The sequence below is a fragment of the Cellulomonas olei genome (genome assembly GCF_039548315.1).
In the GTDB taxonomy this organism is placed as follows: domain Bacteria; phylum Actinomycetota; class Actinomycetes; order Actinomycetales; family Cellulomonadaceae; genus Cellulomonas.
The window spans coordinates 1-20,904 of sequence record NZ_JBCLVN010000056.1 but is presented as its reverse complement, the minus strand read 5'-3'; the positions used below and the strand labels follow the sequence as shown (position 1 = coordinate 20,904).

Annotated in this window: 20 protein-coding genes; 2 read left to right on the top strand and 18 right to left on the bottom strand. The window is 76.4% G+C overall.

Translation table 11 applies throughout. The features are described from left to right. Positions 1-263: 263 nt before the first annotated feature. Positions 264-1,568, bottom strand: coding sequence for an ROK family transcriptional regulator (locus AAHH18_RS15280; RefSeq protein WP_343302190.1), 1,305 nt, complete (start codon positions 1,566-1,568; stop codon positions 264-266). A gap of 108 nt (positions 1,569-1,676) precedes the next feature. Here AAHH18_RS15280 and xylA point away from each other — a divergent pair, with 108 nt between their 5' ends. Both xylA and xylB read left to right on the top strand, forming a co-directional pair. Next, positions 1,677-2,864, top strand: a complete 1,188-nt coding sequence (gene xylA, locus AAHH18_RS15275) for a xylose isomerase (RefSeq protein ID WP_222171274.1) — start codon at positions 1,677-1,679, stop codon at positions 2,862-2,864. A 114-nt stretch (positions 2,865-2,978) separates the two neighbouring features. After that, positions 2,979-4,409: a xylulokinase gene (gene xylB, locus AAHH18_RS15270; protein ID WP_343302189.1), complete on the top strand. Its 1,431-nt coding sequence runs from the start codon at positions 2,979-2,981 to the stop codon at positions 4,407-4,409. A 73-nt stretch (positions 4,410-4,482) separates the two neighbouring features. Here xylB and AAHH18_RS15265 read toward each other — a convergent pair whose 3' ends face one another. The 17 genes from AAHH18_RS15265 to AAHH18_RS15185 all read right to left on the bottom strand — a co-directional run. Next, positions 4,483-4,821 (bottom strand): histone-like nucleoid-structuring protein Lsr2, encoded by a 339-nt coding sequence (locus AAHH18_RS15265; protein ID WP_343302188.1) that lies wholly within the window; start codon positions 4,819-4,821, stop codon positions 4,483-4,485. A 120-nt stretch (positions 4,822-4,941) separates the two neighbouring features. Then, positions 4,942-5,118, bottom strand: a complete 177-nt coding sequence (locus tag AAHH18_RS15260; RefSeq protein ID WP_343302187.1) for a hypothetical protein — start codon at positions 5,116-5,118, stop codon at positions 4,942-4,944. A 34-nt stretch (positions 5,119-5,152) separates the two neighbouring features. Beyond that, a complete protein-coding gene (lysS, locus tag AAHH18_RS15255; protein WP_343302186.1) occupies positions 5,153-6,682 on the bottom strand; it encodes a lysine--tRNA ligase in 1,530 nt (509 codons plus the stop codon). Between the two features lie 9 nt (positions 6,683-6,691). Beyond that, positions 6,692-7,642 (bottom strand): carboxylating nicotinate-nucleotide diphosphorylase, encoded by a 951-nt coding sequence (gene nadC, locus AAHH18_RS15250; protein ID WP_343302185.1) that lies wholly within the window; start codon positions 7,640-7,642, stop codon positions 6,692-6,694. Positions 7,643-7,660: 18 nt separating this feature from the next. Then, a complete protein-coding gene (locus tag AAHH18_RS15245) occupies positions 7,661-9,352 on the bottom strand; it encodes an L-aspartate oxidase (protein WP_343302184.1) in 1,692 nt (563 codons plus the stop codon). Continuing rightward, entirely contained in the window at positions 9,345-9,842 is a 498-nt protein-coding gene (panD, locus tag AAHH18_RS15240; RefSeq protein WP_283321592.1) for an aspartate 1-decarboxylase, read from the bottom strand. The genes AAHH18_RS15245 and panD overlap by 8 nt, the downstream gene beginning before the upstream one ends. A 3-nt stretch (positions 9,843-9,845) precedes the next feature. Further along, positions 9,846-10,733, bottom strand: coding sequence for a pantoate--beta-alanine ligase (panC, locus tag AAHH18_RS15235; protein ID WP_283321900.1), 888 nt, complete (start codon positions 10,731-10,733; stop codon positions 9,846-9,848). Next, on the bottom strand, positions 10,730-11,851 hold the full coding sequence (locus tag AAHH18_RS15230) for a Rossmann-like and DUF2520 domain-containing protein (RefSeq protein WP_343302183.1): 1,122 nt from the start codon (positions 11,849-11,851) through the stop codon (positions 10,730-10,732). Before AAHH18_RS15230 ends, panC begins: the two co-directional genes overlap by 4 nt. Next, positions 11,848-13,518 carry a PH domain-containing protein gene (locus AAHH18_RS15225; RefSeq protein WP_343302182.1) on the bottom strand — a complete coding sequence of 557 codons (1,671 nt, stop codon included), beginning with the start codon at positions 13,516-13,518 and terminating at the stop codon, positions 11,848-11,850. The genes AAHH18_RS15230 and AAHH18_RS15225 overlap by 4 nt, the downstream gene beginning before the upstream one ends. Beyond that, positions 13,515-14,078, bottom strand: a complete 564-nt coding sequence (locus AAHH18_RS15220) for a PH domain-containing protein (RefSeq protein WP_343302181.1) — start codon at positions 14,076-14,078, stop codon at positions 13,515-13,517. The genes AAHH18_RS15225 and AAHH18_RS15220 overlap by 4 nt, the downstream gene beginning before the upstream one ends. An 81-nt stretch (positions 14,079-14,159) precedes the next feature. Continuing rightward, the gene (locus AAHH18_RS15215; RefSeq protein WP_343302180.1) at positions 14,160-14,651 is read right to left on the bottom strand and encodes a DUF3180 domain-containing protein; all 492 of its coding nucleotides are present in this window, start codon (positions 14,649-14,651) and stop codon (positions 14,160-14,162) included. Continuing rightward, positions 14,651-16,201, bottom strand: coding sequence for a 2-amino-4-hydroxy-6-hydroxymethyldihydropteridine diphosphokinase (folK, locus tag AAHH18_RS15210; protein ID WP_343302179.1), 1,551 nt, complete (start codon positions 16,199-16,201; stop codon positions 14,651-14,653). Before folK ends, AAHH18_RS15215 begins: the two co-directional genes overlap by 1 nt. Then, entirely contained in the window at positions 16,198-17,082 is an 885-nt protein-coding gene (gene folP / locus AAHH18_RS15205) for a dihydropteroate synthase (RefSeq protein ID WP_343302178.1), read from the bottom strand. The genes folK and folP overlap by 4 nt, the downstream gene beginning before the upstream one ends. A 50-nt stretch (positions 17,083-17,132) precedes the next feature. Beyond that, the gene (folE, locus tag AAHH18_RS15200; RefSeq protein ID WP_459349152.1) at positions 17,133-17,756 is read right to left on the bottom strand and encodes a GTP cyclohydrolase I FolE; all 624 of its coding nucleotides are present in this window, start codon (positions 17,754-17,756) and stop codon (positions 17,133-17,135) included. A gap of 16 nt (positions 17,757-17,772) precedes the next feature. Then, entirely contained in the window at positions 17,773-19,860 is a 2,088-nt protein-coding gene (gene ftsH / locus AAHH18_RS15195; RefSeq protein WP_343302177.1) for an ATP-dependent zinc metalloprotease FtsH, read from the bottom strand. Positions 19,861-19,999: 139 nt separating this feature from the next. Next, positions 20,000-20,539, bottom strand: a complete 540-nt coding sequence (gene hpt / locus AAHH18_RS15190; RefSeq protein WP_459349153.1) for a hypoxanthine phosphoribosyltransferase — start codon at positions 20,537-20,539, stop codon at positions 20,000-20,002. 11 nt (positions 20,540-20,550) lie between these two features. Next, on the bottom strand, positions 20,551-20,904 hold a 354-nt coding region (locus AAHH18_RS15185), incomplete at its 5' end, for a TilS substrate-binding domain-containing protein (protein ID WP_343302176.1).

Below are 20,904 nucleotides of genomic sequence, written 5' to 3'. Positions count from 1 at the left end.
CCGAGCACGTTCGGAGCCTCCGAGCGGATCCCCACTGCCCGCGCCCCCACACCCCCGCGCACCCGCACGCACCCGCGCACCCGCGCACCCGCGCCGTCCAGGCAGCCGTCGGAGGCTCCGACGGGTCGTCGTGGTGCTCCGCGGACCACCACGATCCCGCGCGCCCACCACCGAGCACGTTCGGAGCCTCCGAGGGGAGGGCGAGCGGCGGCGGGCAGTCAGGGTGGCGAGGGGCAGGGGGGCGGGGGTCAGGGGGCGAGGGGTCAGGGGGTGGTGGGGGGGGCCAGCCAGGCGGCGGGGTCGGCGGCGACGGCGCGCAGGACGACGACCGCCGCGCCGGTCATGGCGGCGTGCGAGCCGCCCTGGGCGACGCCGACGCGGGCGTCCTCCCACGCGGCCGCGAGGACGCGGGAGCGGAGCTGGGCGACGACGGCGTCCGTGAGCCAGGGGGCGAGGGGGGCGTAGATGCCGCCGAGCACGATGGTCTCGACGTCGACGAGGTTGACGAAGTTCGCGAGCGCGACGCCCAGGGCGTCCCCGGCGGACCGCAAGGCCCGGGCGGCGCGCTCGTCGCCGGCCGCGACGGCGCGCAGCAGGGCGTCGACGGGCTCCTCGACGTCACGGCCGGCGGCCCGGAGCAGGGCGTCCTTGCCGGCGTACTGCTCGAGGCAGCCGCGGGCGCCGCACGTGCAGCGGGGACCCTGCTGGTCGACGACGGTATGGCCGAGCTCGCCGCTCCACCCGTGCCGGCCGGCGAACACCTCGCCGTCGAGCACGATCGCGGCACCGATGCCGACCTCGCCGGAGACGTAGAGGAACGACTGGCCGGCGGCGCCGGTGCGGGCCTCCGCGCGGGCGGCCAGGTTGGCCTCGTTGGCGAGCCGGACGGACAGCCCGTCGAGCTGCGGGTGCGCGCTGAGCAGCGTGACGACGTCGACGTCGCGCCACCCGAGGTTCGGCGCGAGCCGCAGCGGCCCGGTCACGCGGTCGACGAGCCCGGGCAGCGCCAGGCACATGCCCGCGAGGCGCGCTCCGCCCGGCAGCGAGGCGCGCACCTCGCCGACGAGGCCGGCGAGCAGCCCGAGGACGTGCGCCGGGTCGCTGTGCCGGAAGTCCCCGACGGTGGTGCGGTCGGCCACGAGGTCCCCGGCGAGGTCGACCGCGCGCACGCCGATGTAGTCGACGTTGACCTCGGCGCCGAGACCGACGACGGTGCCGGACGCCGGGACGAGGGGGACGGCGGGCCGCCCGGCCCGGGCGGTGGTCAGCGGCGGCAGCTCGGCGACGAGCCGGGCGCCGACGAGCAGGTCGACGAGGGCGGAGACGGCACCACGGGTCAGGCCGGTGGCCGTGGCGACGTCGGCGCGGGACGGCGGGGCCTCCCCCGCGAGCGCGGCGTCGAGCACGTGCCGCAGGACGAGCGCGAGGTTGTGCTCCCGCAGCGACCCCTGACGCGCGGGCCGCGCGGGCGACCGGCGGCGGGCGGCGGTCCCGGACGGGGGCGCCGCGACCGCGCCGAGCGGCACGCCGGCGGGCGGCGCGGCGGGGTCGGCGGCGGGGTCGGTCACGCGGTTGACCCTAGCCGGTTCCGGCGATAAGTTCATCCACAAGACAAACCCCGCTGTGCTCGCAGTGTCCGCAGCGGCCGCCGTGTTCTCGATGAGGAGTGAACCCCGATGGTGCGCACGCCCACCCCCGCCGACAAGTTCTCCTTCGGTCTCTGGACCGTCGGCTGGAACGCCCAGGACCAGTTCGGCTCGGCCAGCCGTCCGTGGCTCGACCCGGTGGAGTCCGTCCACAAGCTCGCGGAGCTCGGCGCCGCGCACGTGACGTTCCACGACGACGACGTGGTGCCGTTCGGCTCCGACGCCGCCGAGCGCGACCGCATCCTCGCCCGCTTCAAGCAGGCGCTCGCCGACACCGGCATCACGGTCGAGATGGTCACGACCAACACGTTCAGCCACCCGATCTTCAAGGACGGCGCGTTCACCTCGAACGACCGCCGCGTGCGCCGCTACGGCCTGCGCAAGGTCATCCGGAACGTCGACCTGGCCGCCGAGCTCGGCGCCGACACGTTCGTCATGTGGGGCGGCCGCGAGGGCGCCGAGTACGACTCGGCGAAGGACCTGAACGCCGCGCACGACCGCTACGCCGAGGGCATCGACACCGTCGCGGCGTACATCAAGGAGAAGGGCTACGGCCTGCGGATCGCCATCGAGCCGAAGCCGAACGAGCCCCGCGGCGACATCCTGCTCCCGACGATCGGCCACGCGCTGGGCCTCATCGCCAAGCTCGAGCACGGCGACATCGTCGGCCTGAACCCGGAGACCGGCCACGAGCAGATGGCGGGCCTGAACTACACGTCCGGCATCGCCGAGGCGCTGTGGGCCGGCAAGCTGTTCCACATCGACCTGAACGGCCAGCGCTCCATCAAGTACGACCAGGACCTGGTGTTCGGCCACGGCGACCTGTTCTCCGCGTTCGCGACGGTCGACCTCATCGAGAACGGCTTCCCGGCCGGTGGCCCGCGCTACGACGGCCCGCGCCACTTCGACTACAAGCCGTCCCGCACCGAGGACTTCGACGGCGTGTGGGCCTCGGCCAAGGCGAACATGGACACGTACCTCATCCTCAAGGAGCGCGCGCAGGCGTTCCGCGCGGACCCGGAGGTCCAGGAGGCCCTCGAGGCGTCCGGCGTGCTCGAGCTGGCCCAGCCGACGCTCGGCGAGGGCGAGACCCTGGCCGACCTGCTGGCCGACCGCTCGGCGTTCGAGGACTTCGACGTCGACGGCGTCGCGGCGCGCGGCTTCGGCTTCGTCCGCCTCAACCAGCTCGCGCTGGAGCACGCGCTCGGCGCCCGCTGAGCACACGCTCGACCGCTGCCGGGGGCGGGTGCGACGACCCACGTCGTGCCCGCCCCCGGCGGTTCCCGTTCCCCCCTCAGCCCTGACCTCCCGAGCACAGCAAGGACGCATGCCATGGCCCTCGTCGCCGGGGTGGACTCCTCCACCCAGTCCTGCAAGGTCGTCGTGCGCGACGCCGAGACCGGGGCGCTCGTGCGCACCGGCCGCGCCTCGCACCCGGACGGCACCGAGATCGACCCCCGGCACTGGTGGGACGCCCTGCAGACCGCCGTCCGCGACGCCGGCGGGCTGGACGACGTCGACGCGGTCGCGGTCGGCGGGCAGCAGCACGGCATGGTCACGCTCGACGCCGACGGCGAGGTCGTGCGCGACGCCCTGCTGTGGAACGACACGCGCTCGGCGCAGGCCGCGCTCGACCTCATCGGCGAGCTCGGCGGGCCGCAGGCGTGGGCCGACGCGATCGGCTCCGTGCCGGTCGCGTCCCTGACCGTCACCAAGCTGCGCTGGCTGCGCGACCACGAGCCCGACGCCGCCGCCCGGGTGGCCGCCGTCGCCCTCCCCCACGACTGGCTGACCTGGCGCCTCGCCGGTCACGGGCCGGGCGCCGCCGACCTCGCCGCGCTGGCCACGGACCGGTCCGACGCGTCCGGCACCGGCTACTGGTCGCCGTTCACCGAGGACTACCGCCGCGACCTGCTGGAGCTCGGCCTCGGGCACGACGCCGTGCTGCCGCGGGTGGTCGCGCCGCACGAGGCCGCGGGGCGCGCGGGCGCCGGCGGTCCGGTGCGCGAGGGCGCGCTGCTCGGGTCCGGCGCGGGCGACAACGCCGCGGCGGCGCTGGGGCTCGGCATGGTCGCGGGGGACGTCGCGATCTCGATCGGCACGTCGGGCGTCGTCTCGGCGGTCGCCGCCCGGCCGACCGCCGACGGCACCGGCATGGTGACCGGCTTCGCCGACGCCACCGGCCGCTACCTGCCGCTCGCCTGCACGCTCAACGCCTCCCGGGTGCTGGACGCCGCCGCGCGGATGCTGGGTGTCGACCACGCCGGCCTGTCCGCGCTCGCGCTGTCCGCCCCCGCCGGGGCCGACGGCCTGGTGCTGGTGCCGTACCTCGAGGGCGAGCGCACCCCCAACAAGCCCGACGCCACCGGTGCCCTGCACGGCATGCGGCTGGCGAACACCACGCCCGCCCACCTGGCGCGCGCCGCCGTCGAGGGCATGCTGTGCGCCCTCGCCGACGGCCTCGACGCCCTGCGCGCCCAGGGCGTGCCCGTGGAGCGGGTGTCGCTGATCGGCGGCGGCGCGCAGTCCGAGGCGGTCCGCCGCATCGCGCCCGCCGTGCTCGGCGTCGACGTGCTGGTGCCCACGCCCGGCGAGTACGTCGCCGACGGCGCCGCACGGCAGGCCGCGTGGGTGCTGTCCGGCGCCCAGGAGCCGCCCGCGTGGACCGCGAGCGGAGCGCCCGAGGTGTTCTCGGCGGAGGCCGCCCCGCGGGTCCGCGAGCAGTACGCGGCGGTGCGCGACCTGACGGCCACCCGCCCCTGACCCCGGCGGCACGACGCACGAAGGCCCGGTCCCCCTCGCGGGGGGCCGGGCCTTCGCGTGTCAGGACGACGCGTCAGTGCGCGGCGTCGTACGCCTCGCGGATCTCCGCGGAGATGCGCCCGCGCTCGGAGACCTCGAACCCGTTCTCCTTCGCCCACGCGCGGACGGCGCCCGCGTCGGACGCCCGGCGGGGACGGCTCGCGCCGGCCGATCCGCCTCGGCCGGCGCCGGAGCGACCACCGGTCTTGCGCGCGTGCCCGACCCACGTCGCCAGCGCGTCGCGCAGCTCGGTGGCGTGCTCGGTCGTCAGGTCGATCTCGTACGAGACACCGTCGAGCGCGAACGACACCGTCTCGTCGGCGGTTCCGCCGTCAATGTCGTCCACGAGCAGGACCTGAACCTTCTGTGCCATTTCGCCCTCCCGAGCCGTCGGCCGCCGCTTCCCCCCGCCACCATCAGCGGCATGTATTCGTGCGGTCCGGAAAAGCATGACACCGTGGTGCGCGACCGTCAAAACGAACGCGCACAGGCCTCACTTTTCGGGGGCGTTCCGGGAGGATTTCTGCCGCTCGCGGTCCTGCGCATCCAGGCGCGCCAATGCGGCGCGTTCCGTGCGGTCGGCGTTCACCAGCGCCCGGATGACCAACCAGAAGACGAGCCCGACGCCGATCGACGGGATCAGCGCGGCGAGCGCGGGGCCGATGTCCATGACCTCAGCGTACGCCGCGCCGCGCGGGCGTCCCTCAGCCCTGCGGCTTCACCAGCGGGAACAGGATCGTCTCGCGGATACCCAGGCCGGTGAGCGCCATGAGCAGCCGGTCGATGCCCATGCCCATGCCGCCGGTCGGGGGCAGCGCGTACTCGACGGCGGTCAGGAAGTCCTCGTCGACGCGCATCGCCTCGTCGTCACCCGCGGCCGCGAGCAGCGCCTGCGCCTCGAACCGCTGCCGCTGGATCACCGGGTCGACGAGCTCGGAATAGGCGGTGGCGAGCTCGAATCCGCGCACGTACAGGTCCCACTTCTCGACCTGCCCGGGGACGGCCCGGTGGTCGCGCGTCAGCGGGCTGGTCTCGACCGGGAAGTCCCGCACGAACGTGGGTGCGTGCAGCCCCTCGCCGACCAGGTCCTCCCAGAGCACCTCGACGAGCTTGCCGTGGCTGACGCGCGCCGGGTCGAGCACCACCTCGTGCTTGTCGGCGACCGCCTGCAGGTGCGCCACCGACGTCTCCGGGGTGATCTCCTCGCCCAGCGCCTCGGACAGCGAGCCGTACATCGTGAGCTGCGCCCACTCGCCGCCGACCTCGTACTCCGAGCCGTCGGCGAGCGTCAGCGTGGTCGTGCCGAGGACGTCCTGCGCGGCGGTCTGCACGAGGTCGCGGGTCAGGGCCGCCATCGTGTCGTAGTCGCCGTAGGCCTCGTACGCCTCGAGCATCGCGAACTCGGGCGAGTGCGAGGAGTCCGCGCCCTCGTTGCGGAAGTTGCGGTTGATCTCGAAGACGCGCTCCAGGCCGCCGACGGCCGCGCGCTTGAGGAACAGCTCGGGCGCGATCCGCAGGTACAGGTCGATGTCGAACGCGTTCATGTGCGTGACGAAGGGCCGGGCCGCCGCACCGCCGGGCTGCGTCTGCAGCATCGGGGTCTCGACCTCGAGGTAGCCCCGCCGGTGGAAGTTCTCGCGCAGCGAGCGCACGACACCCGCCCGCAGCCGGACCGCGTCGCGGGCGGCCGGGCGCACGATGAGGTCGACGTAGCGCTGGCGGACGCGGACCTCCTCGGAGAGCTCCGGGGCCTCCTCGTCACCGCGCGCGTACAGGTTCGGCAGCGGCCGCAGCGACTTCGCCGCGAGCTGCCAGGCGTCCGCCATCACGGACAGCTCGCCGCGCCGCGACGACACGACGCGGCCGTGCACGAACAGGTGGTCGCCCAGGTCGACGTCCGCCTTGAACGCGGCGAGGCGGTCCTCACCCACGTTCGCGAGGCTCAGCATGGCCTGGAGGCGGTTGCCCTCGCCGTCCTGCAGCGTCGCGAAGCAGAGCTTGCCGGTGTTGCGCAGGAACACGACGCGGCCGGCGACGCCGACCTCGTCCTCGGTCTCCTGCCCCGGCTCCAGGTCGGGGTAGGCGGCCCGGACCTCGGCCACCGTGTGCGTGCGCGGCACGCCGACCGGGTACGGCTCGACGCCCTCGGCGATCAGGCGGTCGCGCTTCTCGCGACGGACCCGGAGCTGCTCGGGGAGGTCGTCGGCGGGGGCTGCGGCGGGGGCGTCGGTCACCCGCCGATCCTACCGAGCGCCCGGGACCGGCCCGGACAGGCCCGCGACGAGGTCCAGCGCGAGGTCGAGGATCGGCGAGGAGTGCGTCAGCGCGCCGACGGACAGGTAGTCGACGCCGGTGGCCGCGACCTCCGCCGCGCGGTCGAGCGTGAGGTTGCCGGTCGCCTCGAGCTCGACCCGGCCCAAGCGCGGCTCCAGCGCCCGCACCGCGGCGACGGTCGCGGCGAGCACCGGGGTCGGCATGTTGTCGAGCAGCAGGAACCGCGCGCCGACCTCCACGGCCTCGAGCGCCTGCGCGGTGGTGTCGGCCTCGACCTGGACGACGACGTCGGGGAACCGCTCGCGCACGGCCCGCACGGCCGCCGCGACGCCGCCGGCCGCCACGACGTGGTTGTCCTTGACCATCGCCACGTCGTACAGGCCCATGCGCTTGTTGGTGCCGCCGCCGCAGCGCACCGCGTACTTCTCGAGCTCCCGCAGGCCCGGGCTGGTCTTGCGGGTGTCGAGCACCTGCGCGCCCGACCCGGCGAGCGCGTCGGCCCAGCGTCGCGCGTGGGTGGCGACGCCGGAGGCCCGCGACACGAGGTTGAGCGCCGTGCGTTCCCCGACCAGCAGCGCCTGCACGGGACCCGTGAGCACGGCGAGCACGTCACCGGCGGCGACCGTGCTGCCGTCGGGCACGCGCTGCTCGACGGCCGGCGCGGCGAGGGCGAGGCGCGCGGCGACCTGGGCCAGCACCTCGGCGACGACCGGCAGCCCGGCGACGACGCCCGGCTCGCGCGCCACGAGGTGCGCCTCGCCGGTGGCGGCGGGGTCGACGGTCGCCTGCGTGGTGACGTCCCGGCCGGGCGCGGGGCCGAGGTCCTCGTCGAGCGCGACGGCGACGGTGCGGGCGAGCCACGCCGGGTCGAGCACGCCGGGCGCGGGGACCGTCGGGGCGGCGGGATCCGTGGAGGTCACGGCGAGCAGCCTAGGACCTCACTCGAGCGGCACCCGCCGCTGCACGAGCCCCCCGTCCGGGTCCAGCGTCGCGACGACGCGCAGCAGCCAGGCGTCGTCGCTCGCCGGGTAGTCGCTGCGCAGGTGGCCGCCGCGGGTCTCCCGCCGGGTCGCCGCGGTGGCGGTCAGCACCGTGGCGACCTGGTGCACGTTGGTGGTCTCCCACTCCGCGACCTGCGGGCCGGCGACCGGCGCCGAGCCGCCGCCGGGGGCGTGGTGGGCGTCCGTGCGGACCGCGCGCAGCGCGCGGCCGGCGGCCTCGAGACCGGCCGCGGACCGGAGCACGCCCGGCCCCTCGCTGGCGATCCGCTGGATGCGGGACCGCGCGGCGCCGGCCACGAGCGCGGCGTCGCCGGGCCGCTCGACGGGCTCCGACGGCCGCAGCGTGCCGGCGTCGAGCCGCTTCGCGACGTCCCGGGCGGCGCGGTGCGCGAACACCAGGCCCTCCAGCAGCGAGTTGGACGCGAGCCGGTTCGCGCCGTGCACGCCGGTGCAGGCGACCTCCCCGACGGCGTACAGCCCGGGCAGCGTCGAGCGGCCGACGAGGTCGGTGACGACGCCGCCCGAGTGGTAGTGCTGGGCGGGTGCCACCGGCACGAGGTCGGTCGCCAGGTCGATGCCGTGCTCCGCGAGCCGGTCCGCGATGGTCGGGAACCGGCGGCGCAGCCGCTCGGCGCCGAGGTGGCGCGCGTCGAGCAGCACGTGGTCGGACCCGGTGCGGGCGAGCTGCCGCACGATGGCCCGGGCGACGACGTCCCGCGGCGCGAGCTCCGCGAGGGGGTGCACCTGCGGCATGAACCGGTGCCCGTCCGTGTCGACCAGCACCGCGCCCTCGCCCCGCACCGCCTCCGAGACCAGCGTGAGCTGCCCCTTGACGCCCGACCCGAGCCACAGCACGGTCGGGTGGAACTGCACGAACTCCACGTCGCCGACGGCGGCGCCGGCGCGCAGGGCGGCGGCGAGTCCGTCCCCGGTGGCCTGCGACGGGTTGGTGGACGAGCGGAACACCTGGCCGATCCCGCCGGTCGCGAGGACGACGGCGGGCGCGAGGACGGCGCCGACGCCGTCGCGGCTGCCCTCCCCGATGACGTGCAGCGTCACGCCGCACACCGGACCCGGTCGCCCGTCGCGGCCGGGTGCGCCGGTGAGCACGTCGAGGACGAGCGCGTGCTCGACCACCTCGATGCCCGGGTCGGAGCGCACGGCGTCGACCAGCGCCCGGGAGATCTCCGCGCCCGTGGCGTCGCCACCGGCGTGCGCGACGCGGTCGGCGTGGTGGCCGCCCTCGCGCGTGAGGCTGAGGTGCCCGTCGGGCTCGGTGTCGAACACCGCGCCGCGGGCGACGAGCTCCCGCACGCGGGCGGGCCCCTCGGTGACCAGGACCTCGACGGCCCGCGGGTCGCAGAGCCCCACGCCGGCCTCCAGGGTGTCCCGCAGGTGCGCCTCCGGGGAGTCCGCCGGGTCGAGGGCCGCGGCGATGCCCCCCTGCGCCCACACCGTCGACCCGGAGAGCAGCACGTCCTTGGTGACGAGCAGGACGCGCGGCAGCCGGGCGCGCAGCTCCAGCGCGGCGGTCAGGCCCGCGATGCCGGAGCCGACGACGACCGCGTCGGCCCGCGCCGTCCACCCCGGGGCGGGCGCCGCGAGCCGGCGTGCGACCCGCTCAGTCACCGGCCGCACGGCCCGCCGGCCCTGCGGGGTCGCGCTCCACGAGCGCGCGGCCCTCGTCGAACGGCACCCCGCTCGGGTGCAGCCCGGAGTCGTCGGTCCACTGCGCGGGGACCGTGCCGGGGTCGTGGCCGGTGTCCACCACGCGGTTCCCGGCGTCCACCAGGACGACGCGCGGCTCGTAGGAGCGCGCCTCGGCGTCGGACAGCATCCCGTAGGCGATGAGGATGACGACGTCGCCGGGGTGCACCAGGTGCGCCGCGGCGCCGTTGATGCAGATCTGCCCGGAGCCGGCCTCGCCCGCGATGACGTACGTGGTCAGCCGGGCGCCGTTGGTCACGTCGACCACGTCGACCTGCTGCCCGGGCAGCAGGTCCGCGGCCGCGAGCAGGTGCGCGTCGACGGTGATGGAGCCGACGTAGTGCAGGTCGGCCTGGGTCACGGTCGCGCGGTGGATCTTGCCGATCATCATCGGCCGCAGCAGCGAGGTCATGCCTCAGCCCCACCTCACGTCGGAGTTGTCGATCAGGCGCGTGGCGCCCACGGTGGCCGCGAGCGCGAGGACCGACGTCGTGCCGGCCGGCCCGGGCCGGGTGACGTCCTCGAAGCCCGCCGGGTCCACGAGCGCCACGTAGTCGGTGGCGACATCCGCGGCGTCCAGCACCTCGCGGGCGGCGGACCGGACGTCCTGCGGCGTCCCGCCCGCGGCGGCCGCGGCGGCACCCGCCGCGAGGGCGCGGGACAGCGCGAGCGCCCGCTCCCGCTCCGGCGCCGAGAGGTACACGTTGCGGGAGGACAGCGCCAGCCCGTCGTCGTCGCGGACGGTGGGCACGCCGACCACCTCGACCGGCACCTCGAGGTCGCGCACCATGCGGCTGACCGCGACGAGCTGCTGCACGTCCTTGCGGCCGAACAGGGCCACGTCGGGCGCCGTCAGGTGGAGCAGCTTGAGCACGACCGTCAGGGCGCCGTCGAGGTGGCCCGGGCGGATCGCGCCCTCGTAGACGGTGCCGATGCGGCCCGCGTCCACCCGCACCACGGGGTCGCCGTCCGGGTACATCTCGTCCGGGGCCGGGGCGAACACCACGTCGCCCTCGCCCAGCAGGTCCGGCGCGGTCAGCGACGCGAGGTCGCCCGGCAGGTCCCGCGGGTAGCGGTCGAGGTCCTCGTGCGGGGCGAACTGCAGCGGGTTCACGAAGATCGTGACGACCACCCGGTCCGCGCGCTCCCGGGCCTCCCGCACGAGCGCCAGGTGCCCGGCGTGCAGCGCGCCCATCGTCATCACGACGGCACGGCGCGCCCCGTCCCCGCCGGCCGCGAGGGCCGCCGCGAGCTCGGCGCGGGTGCGCACCACGGTGGGGGCACCGGTACGTGCCTGGGTCATGCCTGGTCCTCCTCGTCGGCGGGCGCCGGGTCGTCCCCGGGCCGGCCGCTCTCGTCGTGGTGCGCGCCGTGCACGGTACCCCCGTCGGGTCCCGGCACGTGACCGGGGGCGGCGTCCGACGGGCCGCGCTCCCGCCCGCCGGGCGCGGGGACGTCGCCCGTCGCCGGGTCGTTCGTCGTGTCCGCCGCCGGGGCGGCCGCGAGCGCGTCCAGCACCGCCTGGCCCTGGTCCGGCCGCAGCAGCCCGGCGGCGAGCGCCCGGCCGGCCGCCGCGCGCGCGAGCGTCCGGTACGACGCGGCGACGTCCGTCGCGCCCGTGCGGACGCCGAGCGCGCCGAGCTCCGCCAGGTGGTCCCGGAGGGTCCCCGCATCGGCGCGGCGCACCGGCCCGGTGAGCGTGGTGATCGCGCCGTTGGTGACGTCGCCCCCGGCGTCGCGCCCGCCGCCCGCGGACTCCGCGCGCAGGGCGCCGTCCAGCGCGGCGGACAGCAGGGGCCGCAGCACCGCACCGGGGTCGGCGACGCCCGCCGCCGCGAGCGCCTGACCGGCCTGGGCGACGAGCACGACGAGGTGGTTCGCCCCGTGCGCGAGCGCTGCGTGGTACAGCGGACGCGCGCTCTCGGCGAGCACCACCGGCTCGCCGCCCATCTCGACGACCAGCGCCTGGCCGATCGGCAGCACCGCGGTCGGCGCCGTCACCGCGAAGGTGCACCCGACCAGCCGGGAGAGGTCCAGCGACGTCCCCGTGAACGTCATCGCCGGGTGCAGCGCGATCGGGATGGCGCCGGCCGCGCGCGCGGGGTCCAGGACGGCGGCGCCGTAGCGGCCCGCGGTGTGCACGACGATCTGGCCCGGCTGCCAGGCACCCGTCGCGGCGAGCCCCGTGACCAGGCCGGGCAGGGCGTCGTCCGGGACCGCCAGCAGCACCAGCTCCGCGCGCCGGGCGACCTCCGGCACGTCGAGCACCGGCACCCCGGGCAGCAGCGCGTCGGCACGCTCGCGCGACGCCTCCGACACCGCGCTCACGGCGACCACCGGGTGCCCGGCCGCGCGCAGGGCGCTGCCCAGCACCGCGCCGACCCGGCCCGCGCCGACGACGCCGATCCCCAGCCGCGTCATGCCCGGCGCATCCACTGCTCCGGCCCCGCCCCCGCGCGCGCCGTCCGCGCGCGCGTCGACTGCTCGTCCAGCAGCCCGGCGGCGACCTGCGCGTCCAGGTGGTCGACGCGGGGCGACACCGGCCCGGGCGTCGAGTGCAGCTGGAACGACGCCAGGCCGAGCCGCCGCTGCAGCGGTCCCTGCGCGAGGCCGAGCGACTGCGTGCGCTCGTGCGGCACGACCACCAGGCGGCGCACGAGCACGCCCGAGCGCAGCACGAGCGCGCGGTCGGTGACGGTCACGCCGTGCCGGCGCCAGCCGACCGGGTCGAGCCACCGGGACCGGCGCGGCGCCACGGCCCAGGTGCCGTCGGCCTCCCGGCCCGTCAGGCCCGCGTCGACGAGCGCCCGCGGGTCCGGCGTGCCGAGGTCCGGCAGCACGAGCCACAGCGCGAGCAGCGCGTCGTCCCGGGTCCCGACGGGCAGCAGCACGTTCTCGGTGTGGGTCTGCTCGGTGCCGGCGCCGTAGCCCGCGACGTTCACCTCGACCCGCCACCAGTCGGCCCGCCGCCACAGCAGCCCCTGCGTCACCTGCACCGCCTGCACCCGGCCCGGCGGGACGGTCTGCGCGCGCGCCTCGGTCAGGCCGTGCCGCAGCCGGATGCCGTCCGGGGAGATCGCCGCGCGGAAGTTCGCGCCCCGGTTGAAGCGGGTCCAGGAGTACGACACCACGCCGAGCAGGGCCGGCAGCAGCGCGAACGCGGACTCGAACCGCCCGGAGGTGACGATCAGCGCGACGACGGCGACCAGGACCCCGATCAGCCAGAAGGTCGCGGACGACAGCAGGGTGGACCCCAGCAGCCGCCCGACCGGGACCTCGTAGACCGGGCGCTCCGGGGCGACCGGCGCCGGTCCGGTCCACCCGGGCGCCCCGGCGCCGGGCGTGCCGGACGCGGTGGTGCCGGGCGTGGACGCGCCGGGGCCGTCGGCGCCGCCCGGGAGGCCGGTGCCTGCGGACGCGCCGGACGTGCCGGCCCCATCTGTCCCCTCGGGGACGGCGGCCTCGAGGGCGACGTCCGCGGGCACGGCCAGGGGCGGCACCCCCGCGGGGCGGTGCAGCCCGGCCGCCCGGGCGAGCAGCTCCGCGCGCAGCTGCTCGGCCTCCGCCTCGCGCAGGAACGCGAGCGAGACGGCGGAGCCCGCGCCACCGGCGACCTCGAGCCGCAGCTCGGACAGCCCGAGGATCCGGGCGAGCAGCGGCTGCACGACGTCGACCGCCTGCAGCCGGTCCAGCCGCGCCTGCCGCTGCTGCCGGAACAGCACGCCCGACCGCAGGTGGACCGCGTCGTCGGTGACGGCGAACCGGGTCATGCGCCACGCGATCGCCGAGTACCCGAACCCGACCAGGCCGACCAGGACGACCCCGGCCGCGAGGAACAGCCACGCGCGGGCGCCGAGCCACTCGGCGAGCTCGCGCACGTCGTCCGCCGAGTTCCACACGATCACCGCGAGCACGGCCACGAGCACCTTCCACCCCTTCACCGCGGGGGTGACGGGGTGCATGCGGCGCCAGCCGAGCGCGTCGTCCGGCGGCGGCTGGGGGGCCGGCGGCGCGGGGGTGCCGGCCGCGGCGGCCGTGGCCGGGACGGCAGCGCCGGACGGGCCGGCCAGGCGCTCCTCGCCGCTCACAGCCCCGCCAGGCGGGCCTCGCCGCGCGAGGCGAGCTGGTCGCGCAGGCGGGCCGCCTCAGCCGTCGGCAGGCCGTCGATGGACGCGTCCGTGCCGGGCGACGCGGTGTGGAGCTGGACGGACGCGATCCCGAAGCGACGGGCGAGCGGTCCGGCCGTCACGTCCACGTACTGCATGCGGCCGTAGGGCACCACCACCATCGACCGGAACAGGATGCCCCGGCGCAGCAGCAGGTCGTCGGCGCGCTCGGCGTAGCCCATCGCGCGGACCTGCCGCGGCACGAGCCACAGCAGCCACAGGGTCAGCACGGCGAGCACCGCGACCCCCGCCCAGAGCCACGCGACGCCCGACAGCGCGGCGGCGAGCGCCAGCGCCAGCAGCGGCACCCCGAGCCAGCAGAGCCCGACCACGACGCGCGCGGTCGCCAGGCGGCTCGACACGGGCGTCCAGGCGACCCCGGCGGGCTCGAACGGCTCGCTGCGGGACACCGGCCCCGGCGGCGTCGCGGGCACGGCGTCGGGCTGCGGGAGGGCGGCGGCGCCACCGTCAGGCGTGGTCATGCGCCCATCCTTCCACCGCGCCGGAGCCCCGCGCGGCCCGGAGGTCCGTCCCGCGCGACGCCGGCGCCGCTGCGGGGGCGCTCAGCCGCGCGCGGCGTCCGGCGACGTGTCGGGGCCCGCCGCGTCCTCCGGGTCGCTCGGCGGGGGGATCCGGCAGAACCACTCCACGACGAGCCCGGTCACCGCGAGCACGACCGCCCCGAGGACGGCCAGCCCCGCGGACGTCGCCCGGTCCCGCTGCGCCTCGATGTCGAGGTCCGCCAGCACGACGAGCACCTGCGCGGCGTACCAGCCGGACAGCAGCGCCCCGGTGTAGCAGGAGGCCTTGGCGAGCACCGCGGTCCGTGCGGCCCGCACCGGGTCGAGCGTCGGGTGCCTGCCCCGCAGGTACTGCCGCACGGACCAGCCCATGGCGAGCACGACGGCGGCGATGAGCAGCAGCACCGCGACCATCGGCCACGGCACGGGCGGCAGCTCCAGGCCCCGGCTGGCGAGCAGCCGCAGCACGAGCCACCCCAGCGCCGCCGTGACGGCGGCCACGAGCAGCAGCGTGCGGGCGTGGGTGCGCTGCATCACAGGTCCCGGCGGTCGGCGGGACCGAGCGGGTCGAGGGGGTCGGCCGCGTCGGGCCACGCCGGTCCCTCGTCCGGCCACGCCGGCCCGACCTCCGGCCCCGCGTCCGGCCACTGCGGACCCGCGTCCGGCTGCGCGCCCGGGTCGGGCAGGGCCGCCGGCACCGGGGCCGTCAGCCAGTCCAGGGCCAGCCAGCGCACACCGTCGCGGTCGGGCGCCGTGGCGGCCAGCGCCGCGACCGGGCCGCCGCCCAGGCCGTGCAGCACGGCGTCGGGGCGGACCTGCGCCCACGGCTGCAGGACGAACGCCCGCTCGTGCGCGCGCGGGTGGGGCAGCTCCAGGTCGTCGGTCACGGCGGACACCTGCCCGTACACGATGATGTCCACGTCCAGCGTCCGGGGGCCCCAGCGCACGGTCCGCTCGCGCCCGTGCAGGCGCTCGACCTCCGCGGTGGCCCGCAGCAGGTCCCGCGGGGAGAGCGTCGTGCGCCCGATGACCACGGCGTTGAGGAAGTCGGGCTGGTCGGGACCGCCGACGGGTGCGGTGCGCGCGAGCGCCGACACGTCGACGACCTCCAGACCCGGCACGGCCGCCAGGTCGGCCACCGCGTCGCGCAGCGTGTCCTGCGCCGGGCCGACGTTCGACCCGATCGCGAGGACGACCTCCACCGGCTCGTCCGGAGGCACGTCCATCGCGTCCTGCACGAGCTCGGCGTCGACGACGTCGTCGTCCGCGGGCCACGCGTCCGCCGCGGTGCCGGCGTCGGGCGCTCCCGGCGCGCCCGGCGACGCGGCGGCGGGGTCGACGCCGGCGCCCTCCTCCGGGCCGCCCGCCTCCCCGGGACCGTCCGCGGCGGGGGGCTCGCCGGCACCGAGGGCGGGCGCCGCGGCCCCCGGTCCGGGGAGGGCGGTGGCACCGGCGAGCGGCAGCACGGCCGTGGCGTCGGCAACGGCCGGGACGGCGGGCACGGGCAGCGGCGTCGGCGGGGTCGGCAGCCCGACGGCGCCGAGGTCCGGGACTGGCAGGGGTGCGTCCTCGTCGGGGGGCACGGTGACCGCCGCGGCGGGATCGGCCGCCGGCGCCGCCGGTGCGGTCACCGGGTGCCACGGCACGGCCGTCTGCGTGTCGAGCGGCTCGGCGGCCGGCAGCCAGGACCGGTCCCGCCGCACCTCCACCACCACGTCCGCGAACGGCACCGTGATGGGCGCCTGCGGCTTGTGCACCGCCACGTCGACGGCCTGCACCTGCGGGTGCCCGAGGACGGTCGCGGCGATGCGCTCGGCGACGGTCTCGACGAGGTCCGCGGGCTCCCCCGCCAGCACGGCCGCGACCTGCTCCGCGAGCGCGCCGTAGTCCAGCGTGTGCGCGAGGTCGTCCGTCGCGGCGGCGCGCCGGGTGTCGAGGTGGGCCGTCACGTCCGCCACGAAGGTCTGCCCCTCGCGGCGCTCGTGCTCGAACACGCCGTGGTAGCCCGTGGCCGTCACGCCCACCAGCCGGATCCGGTCGAGCCGCTGGCCCGTGCGGCCCAGGACCTCGTCCTCGTCGCTCATCGGTCGTCCTTCCCGGACGGCACCGCGGCCGTCCACCGGGCGGCGACGCGCACCGCGTCCGCCGTCCCCCGAGCCTCGTGCACGCGGACCCCCCACGCACCCGCCGCCGCCGCCAGCGCGGAGACCGCCGCCGTCGCCGCGTCCCGGTCCTCCGGCGGGGCGGGCGTCCCGTCCGGGCCGGCGAGCAGGTGCCCGAGGAACCGCTTGCGGGACGCGCCGACCAGCACCGGGAACCCGTCGGCGACGAGCTCCGGCAGCCGGGCGAGCAGCGGCCAGTTGGCGGCACCGGGCTTCGCGAAGCCGAGACCGGGGTCGAGCACCACCTGGTGGTCCGCGACCCCCGCCTCCCGCAGCTCCGCGACCCGCTGGGCGAGCTCCCGGCGCACGTCGGTCACCACGTCGTCGTACTGCGCCAGGTCGTCCATGACGTCCGCGTGGCCGCGCCAGTGCATCGCCACGTACACGACGCCGGTGCGCGCGACCACCTCGCGGATCGCGGGGTCGGCGAGGCCGCCCGACACGTCGTTCACGACGACGGCGCCCGCCGCCACGGCGGCCTCCGCGACCTCCGCCCGCGTCGTGTCGACGCTGACGGGCACGCCGCGCTCCGTGAGCTCCCGCACGACGGGCAGCACGCGGTCGAGCTCCTCCGCGACCGGCACCCGGGCCGCGCCGGGACGGGTCGACTCGCCGCCCACGTCCAGCAGGTCCGCGCCGTCGGCGACCAGCGCCAGGCCGTGCGCCACCGCGGCCTCCGGCGTGAACCAGCGCCCGCCGTCGGAGAACGAGTCCGGCGTCACGTTCAGCACGCCCATCACGACCGCCCGGCCGGCCTGACCGGCGGCCGTCAGCGCGGGCGGGAGCGGCGAGGGGGGACGCACGTGGCCAGCCTAGGGGGTGCCGGACCCGTTGCCGTCGACGTCCGCGGGGCTCAGCGACCCAGCACGAGGCTCATCGCCTCGGCGCGCGTCGCCGGGTTGCGCATCTGGCCGCGCACGGCCGACGTCACGGTGCGCGAGCCGGGCTTGCGGACCCCGCGCATCGACATGCACAGGTGCTCGCACTGCACGACCACGAGGACGCCCCGGGGCTGGAGGACCTCCACGAGCGCGTCGGCGATCTCCCCGGTCATCCGCTCCTGCACCTGCGGCCGGCGGGCGTACACGTCGACCAGCCGGGCGAGCTTGGACAGCCCGGTCACCCGGCCGGAGGCGCCCGGGATGTAGCCGATGTGGGCGACGCCGTGGAACGGGACGAGGTGGTGCTCGCACGTCGAGTACACCTCGATGTCCTTGACCAGGACCATCTCCTCGTGCCCGATGTCGAAGGTCGCGCTGAGCACGTCCTTCGGGTCCTGGCGCAGGCCCGCGAAGATCTCCTGGTACGCCCGCGCGACGCGCGCCGGGGTGTCCCGCAGGCCGTCGCGGTCGGGGTCCTCCCCCACCGCCAGCAGCAGCTCGCGGATCGCCGCCTCCGCGCGCGGGGCGTCGTACGGCGGCACCTCGCGCGGTGCCCGCCGGTCGTCGCCCGCGCGGGACCCGTCCGCGCCGGTCACGGTCGCGCCCGTCCCGTCAGGCCCGCGGCCCGGCGTCGGGACCGGGCGCGTCCGGGGCCGCCTCGGAGCCCGCGGGGCCCACGTCCGGGGTCTGGCCCGGCGGCACCTCGACGACGCCGACCGCCGGGTGCTCGTCCTTCGCGGCGGCGGCCTCGTCCTGCGGCACCACGGAGCCGTTCTGCGCGGCCTTCTCCGACGGGGTGAGCACCGGCGGGCGGTCCGACACGGCGCGCTGCTCGCTGGACAGCCACACGTCGCGCGGCGGCCGCTTGGTGATCGGCGCGAAGATCTGCTCGAGCTCCGCCTGGTTGAGCGTCTCCTTCTCGAGCAGCTCCAGCACCAGCCGGTCCAGGACGTCCCGGTACTCGACGAGGATCTCCCACGCCTCGGTGTGCGCGGCGTCCATGAGGCGGCGCACCTCGACGTCGACCGTGCCGGCCACCGTCTCGGAGTAGTCGCGCCCGTGGCCCATGTCGCGGCCCACGAACGGCTCGCTGCCGTCCTGGCCGAGCTTGACCGCGCCGACCCGCTCGCTCATGCCGAACTGGGTGACCATCTTGCGCGCGGTCGCCGTGGCCTTCTCGATGTCGTTGCTCGCACCCGTCGTCGGGTCGTGGAACACGAGCTCCTCGGCCACGCGGCCGCCCATCGCGTACGCGAGCTGGTCGAGCAGCTCGTTGCGCGTGGTCGAGTACTTGTCCTCCGTGGGCATGACCATCGTGTAGCCCAGGGCCCGGCCGCGCGGCAGGATCGTCACCTTCGTGACCGGGTCGGTGTACCGGAGCGCCGCCGCGACCAGGGCGTGGCCGCCCTCGTGGTACGCGGTGATCTTCTGCTCCTTGACGTTCATGACGCGCGTGCGCTTCTGCGGGCCGGCGATCACGCGGTCGATCGCCTCGTCCAGCGCGCGGTTGTCGACGATCTGCGCGTTGGAGCGCGCCGTGAGCAGCGCCGCCTCGTTGAGCACGTTCGCGAGGTCCGCACCGGTGAACCCGGGCGTGCGGCGCGCGACCGCGCCGAGGTCGACGTCCGTGGCCATCGGCTTGCCCTGCGCGTGCACCTGGAGGATGCGCTCGCGGCCCTTGAGGTCCGGCGCCTCGACGGACACCTGGCGGTCGAACCGGCCGGGGCGCAGCAGGGCGGGGTCGAGGATGTCGGGACGGTTGGTCGCCGCGATGAGGATGACGTTCGTCTTGACGTCGAAGCCGTCCATCTCGACCAGCATCTGGTTGAGGGTCTGCTCGCGCTCGTCGTGCCCGCCGCCCATGCCCGCGCCGCGGTGCCGGCCGACGGCGTCGATCTCGTCGATGAAGATGATCGCGGGGGCGTTCTGCTTGGCCTGCTCGAACAGGTCGCGCACCCGGCTCGCGCCGACGCCGACGAACATCTCGACGAAGTCCGAGCCGGAGATCGAGTAGAACGGCACGCCCGCCTCGCCCGCGACGGCGCGCGCGAGCAGCGTCTTGCCCGTCCCGGGAGGTCCGTACAGCAGGACGCCCTTCGGGATCTTCGCGCCGACCGCCTGGAACTTCGACGGCTCCGACAGGAACTCCTTGATCTCCTGGAGCTCCTCGACCGCCTCGTCCACGCCGGCGACGTCCGCGAACGTGACCTGCGGCGACTCCTTCGACACCAGCTTGGCCTTGGACTTGCCGAACGACATCACCCGCGAGCCGCCGCCCTGCATGGACGACATGAGGAACCAGAACAGCGCCAGGATGATGATGAACGGCAGCATCACCCCGAGCAGGCTCGCCCACCACGACTGCTGCGGGACGTCCGAGGTGTAGCCGCCGGACGGGTCGGCGTCCGCGATCGCCTCCACCACGGCCGGCCCCTGCGGCACGACGTAGTAGAACTGCACGTCCTTGCCGAGGTTCTGCTCGTCCTTGACGAAGTCGTCCTTGAGCGTGAGGTCGACCCGCTGCGCGCCCTCCGTGATGCGCGCCTGCTCGACCTTGTCGTCACGGATGAGCTCGAGGCCGTCGGAGGTGTCGATCCGCTGCACGCCGGACCCCATGAAGGCGCTCGCCCCGATCCACAGGATCAGGACGGCCAGGATGATCCACAGGACGGGTCCGCGGGTGAGGCGCTTGAGTGTCATGGGCAGACGGGGGCGTGCCCCCTCGTCCCTCCGGTCGCAGGGGTGGAGGCTCCGAAGTTACACGGTGGATCTGACGCGGACGGCGCGTGTTCGCCCAGGGCGGGACTCCCGCCCCGGGCTCCGCGGCGCCCCGGCGCCGTCAGGACGCGTAGACGTGCGGCGCGAGCGTGCCGACGAACGGCAGGTTCCGGTACTTCTCCGCGTAGTCCAGGCCGTAGCCCACGACGAACTCGTTCGGGATGTCGAACCCGACGTACCGGACGTCGACCTCGACCTTGGCGGCGTCGGGCTTGCGGAGCATCGTCGCGATCTCGACGGTGGCCGGGCCGCGGCTGCGCAGGTTCGCCAGCAGCCACGACAGCGTCAGGCCGGAGTCGATGATGTCCTCCACGACCAGCACGTGCCGGCCCGTGAGGTCGGCGTCGAGGTCCTTGAGGATGCGCACGACGCCGGAGGACTTGGTGCCCGACCCGTAGGACGACACCGCCATCCAGTCCATCGCCAGCGGGGTGCTGATGCGGCGGGCCAGGTCGGCCATCACCATGACGGCCCCCTTGAGCACGCCGACCAGCAGGATCTCCTGGCCGGCGTAGTCCGCGTCGATCTGCGCGGCGATCTCGTCCAGGCGGGCGCCGAGCTGCTCCTCGGTCAGGAGCACGCGCTCCAGGTCCGCGCCCATGTCGTCGGCGTTCACCGGTGCCGGTCTCCTCGCTGTGTCGCCTCGGCCGGCTCGCCGGCCCCGTCGGTGCCTCGCGCGCCGTCGTCGTCCCCGGGCTCGGCCGGGGGTGCGGCGCGCAGCGCAAGCCTGCCACACGTGCGGGAGGCCTCGACGCGCCCCGGCAGGTGCACCGGGCCCTGGCCGCGCCACGCGGTCACGAGCGCGTCGACGGCCCGGACGTGGGTGGCGGCCAGGGCGCCGGGCGGGGAGCCCGCCAGCACCGCGGCGGTGCGCAGGGCGCGGGCGCGCAGCGCGGCCGGGGCGGCGGCGAGGACGGCGACGTCGAGCACCACGGCGGGGTCGGGCACGACGGCGGGGCCGGGCAC

Bases quoted from the DNA above. Each gene is read 5' to 3' on its own strand.
- xylA (WP_222171274.1), top strand. From the start codon at position 1,677: ATGGTGCGCACGCCCACCCCCGCCGACAAGTTCTCCTTCGGTCTCTGG.
- hpt (WP_459349153.1), bottom strand. From the start codon at position 20,539: ATGGGCGCGGACCTGGAGCGCGTGCTCCTGACCGAGGAGCAGCTCGGC.
- folK (WP_343302179.1), bottom strand. From the start codon at position 16,201: ATGAGCGACGAGGACGAGGTCCTGGGCCGCACGGGCCAGCGGCTCGAC.
- panD (WP_283321592.1), bottom strand. From the start codon at position 9,842: ATGACCTCGCTGCTGCGGCCGATGATGATCGGCAAGATCCACCGCGCG.
- xylB (WP_343302189.1), top strand. From the start codon at position 2,979: ATGGCCCTCGTCGCCGGGGTGGACTCCTCCACCCAGTCCTGCAAGGTC.
- AAHH18_RS15220 (WP_343302181.1), bottom strand. From the start codon at position 14,078: ATGACCACGCCTGACGGTGGCGCCGCCGCCCTCCCGCAGCCCGACGCC.
- AAHH18_RS15265 (WP_343302188.1), bottom strand. From the start codon at position 4,821: ATGGCACAGAAGGTTCAGGTCCTGCTCGTGGACGACATTGACGGCGGA.
- AAHH18_RS15215 (WP_343302180.1), bottom strand. From the start codon at position 14,651: ATGCAGCGCACCCACGCCCGCACGCTGCTGCTCGTGGCCGCCGTCACG.
- ftsH (WP_343302177.1), bottom strand. From the start codon at position 19,860: ATGACACTCAAGCGCCTCACCCGCGGACCCGTCCTGTGGATCATCCTG.
- panC (WP_283321900.1), bottom strand. From the start codon at position 10,733: ATGACCCAGGCACGTACCGGTGCCCCCACCGTGGTGCGCACCCGCGCC.
- AAHH18_RS15230 (WP_343302183.1), bottom strand. From the start codon at position 11,851: ATGACGCGGCTGGGGATCGGCGTCGTCGGCGCGGGCCGGGTCGGCGCG.
- AAHH18_RS15260 (WP_343302187.1), bottom strand. From the start codon at position 5,118: ATGGACATCGGCCCCGCGCTCGCCGCGCTGATCCCGTCGATCGGCGTC.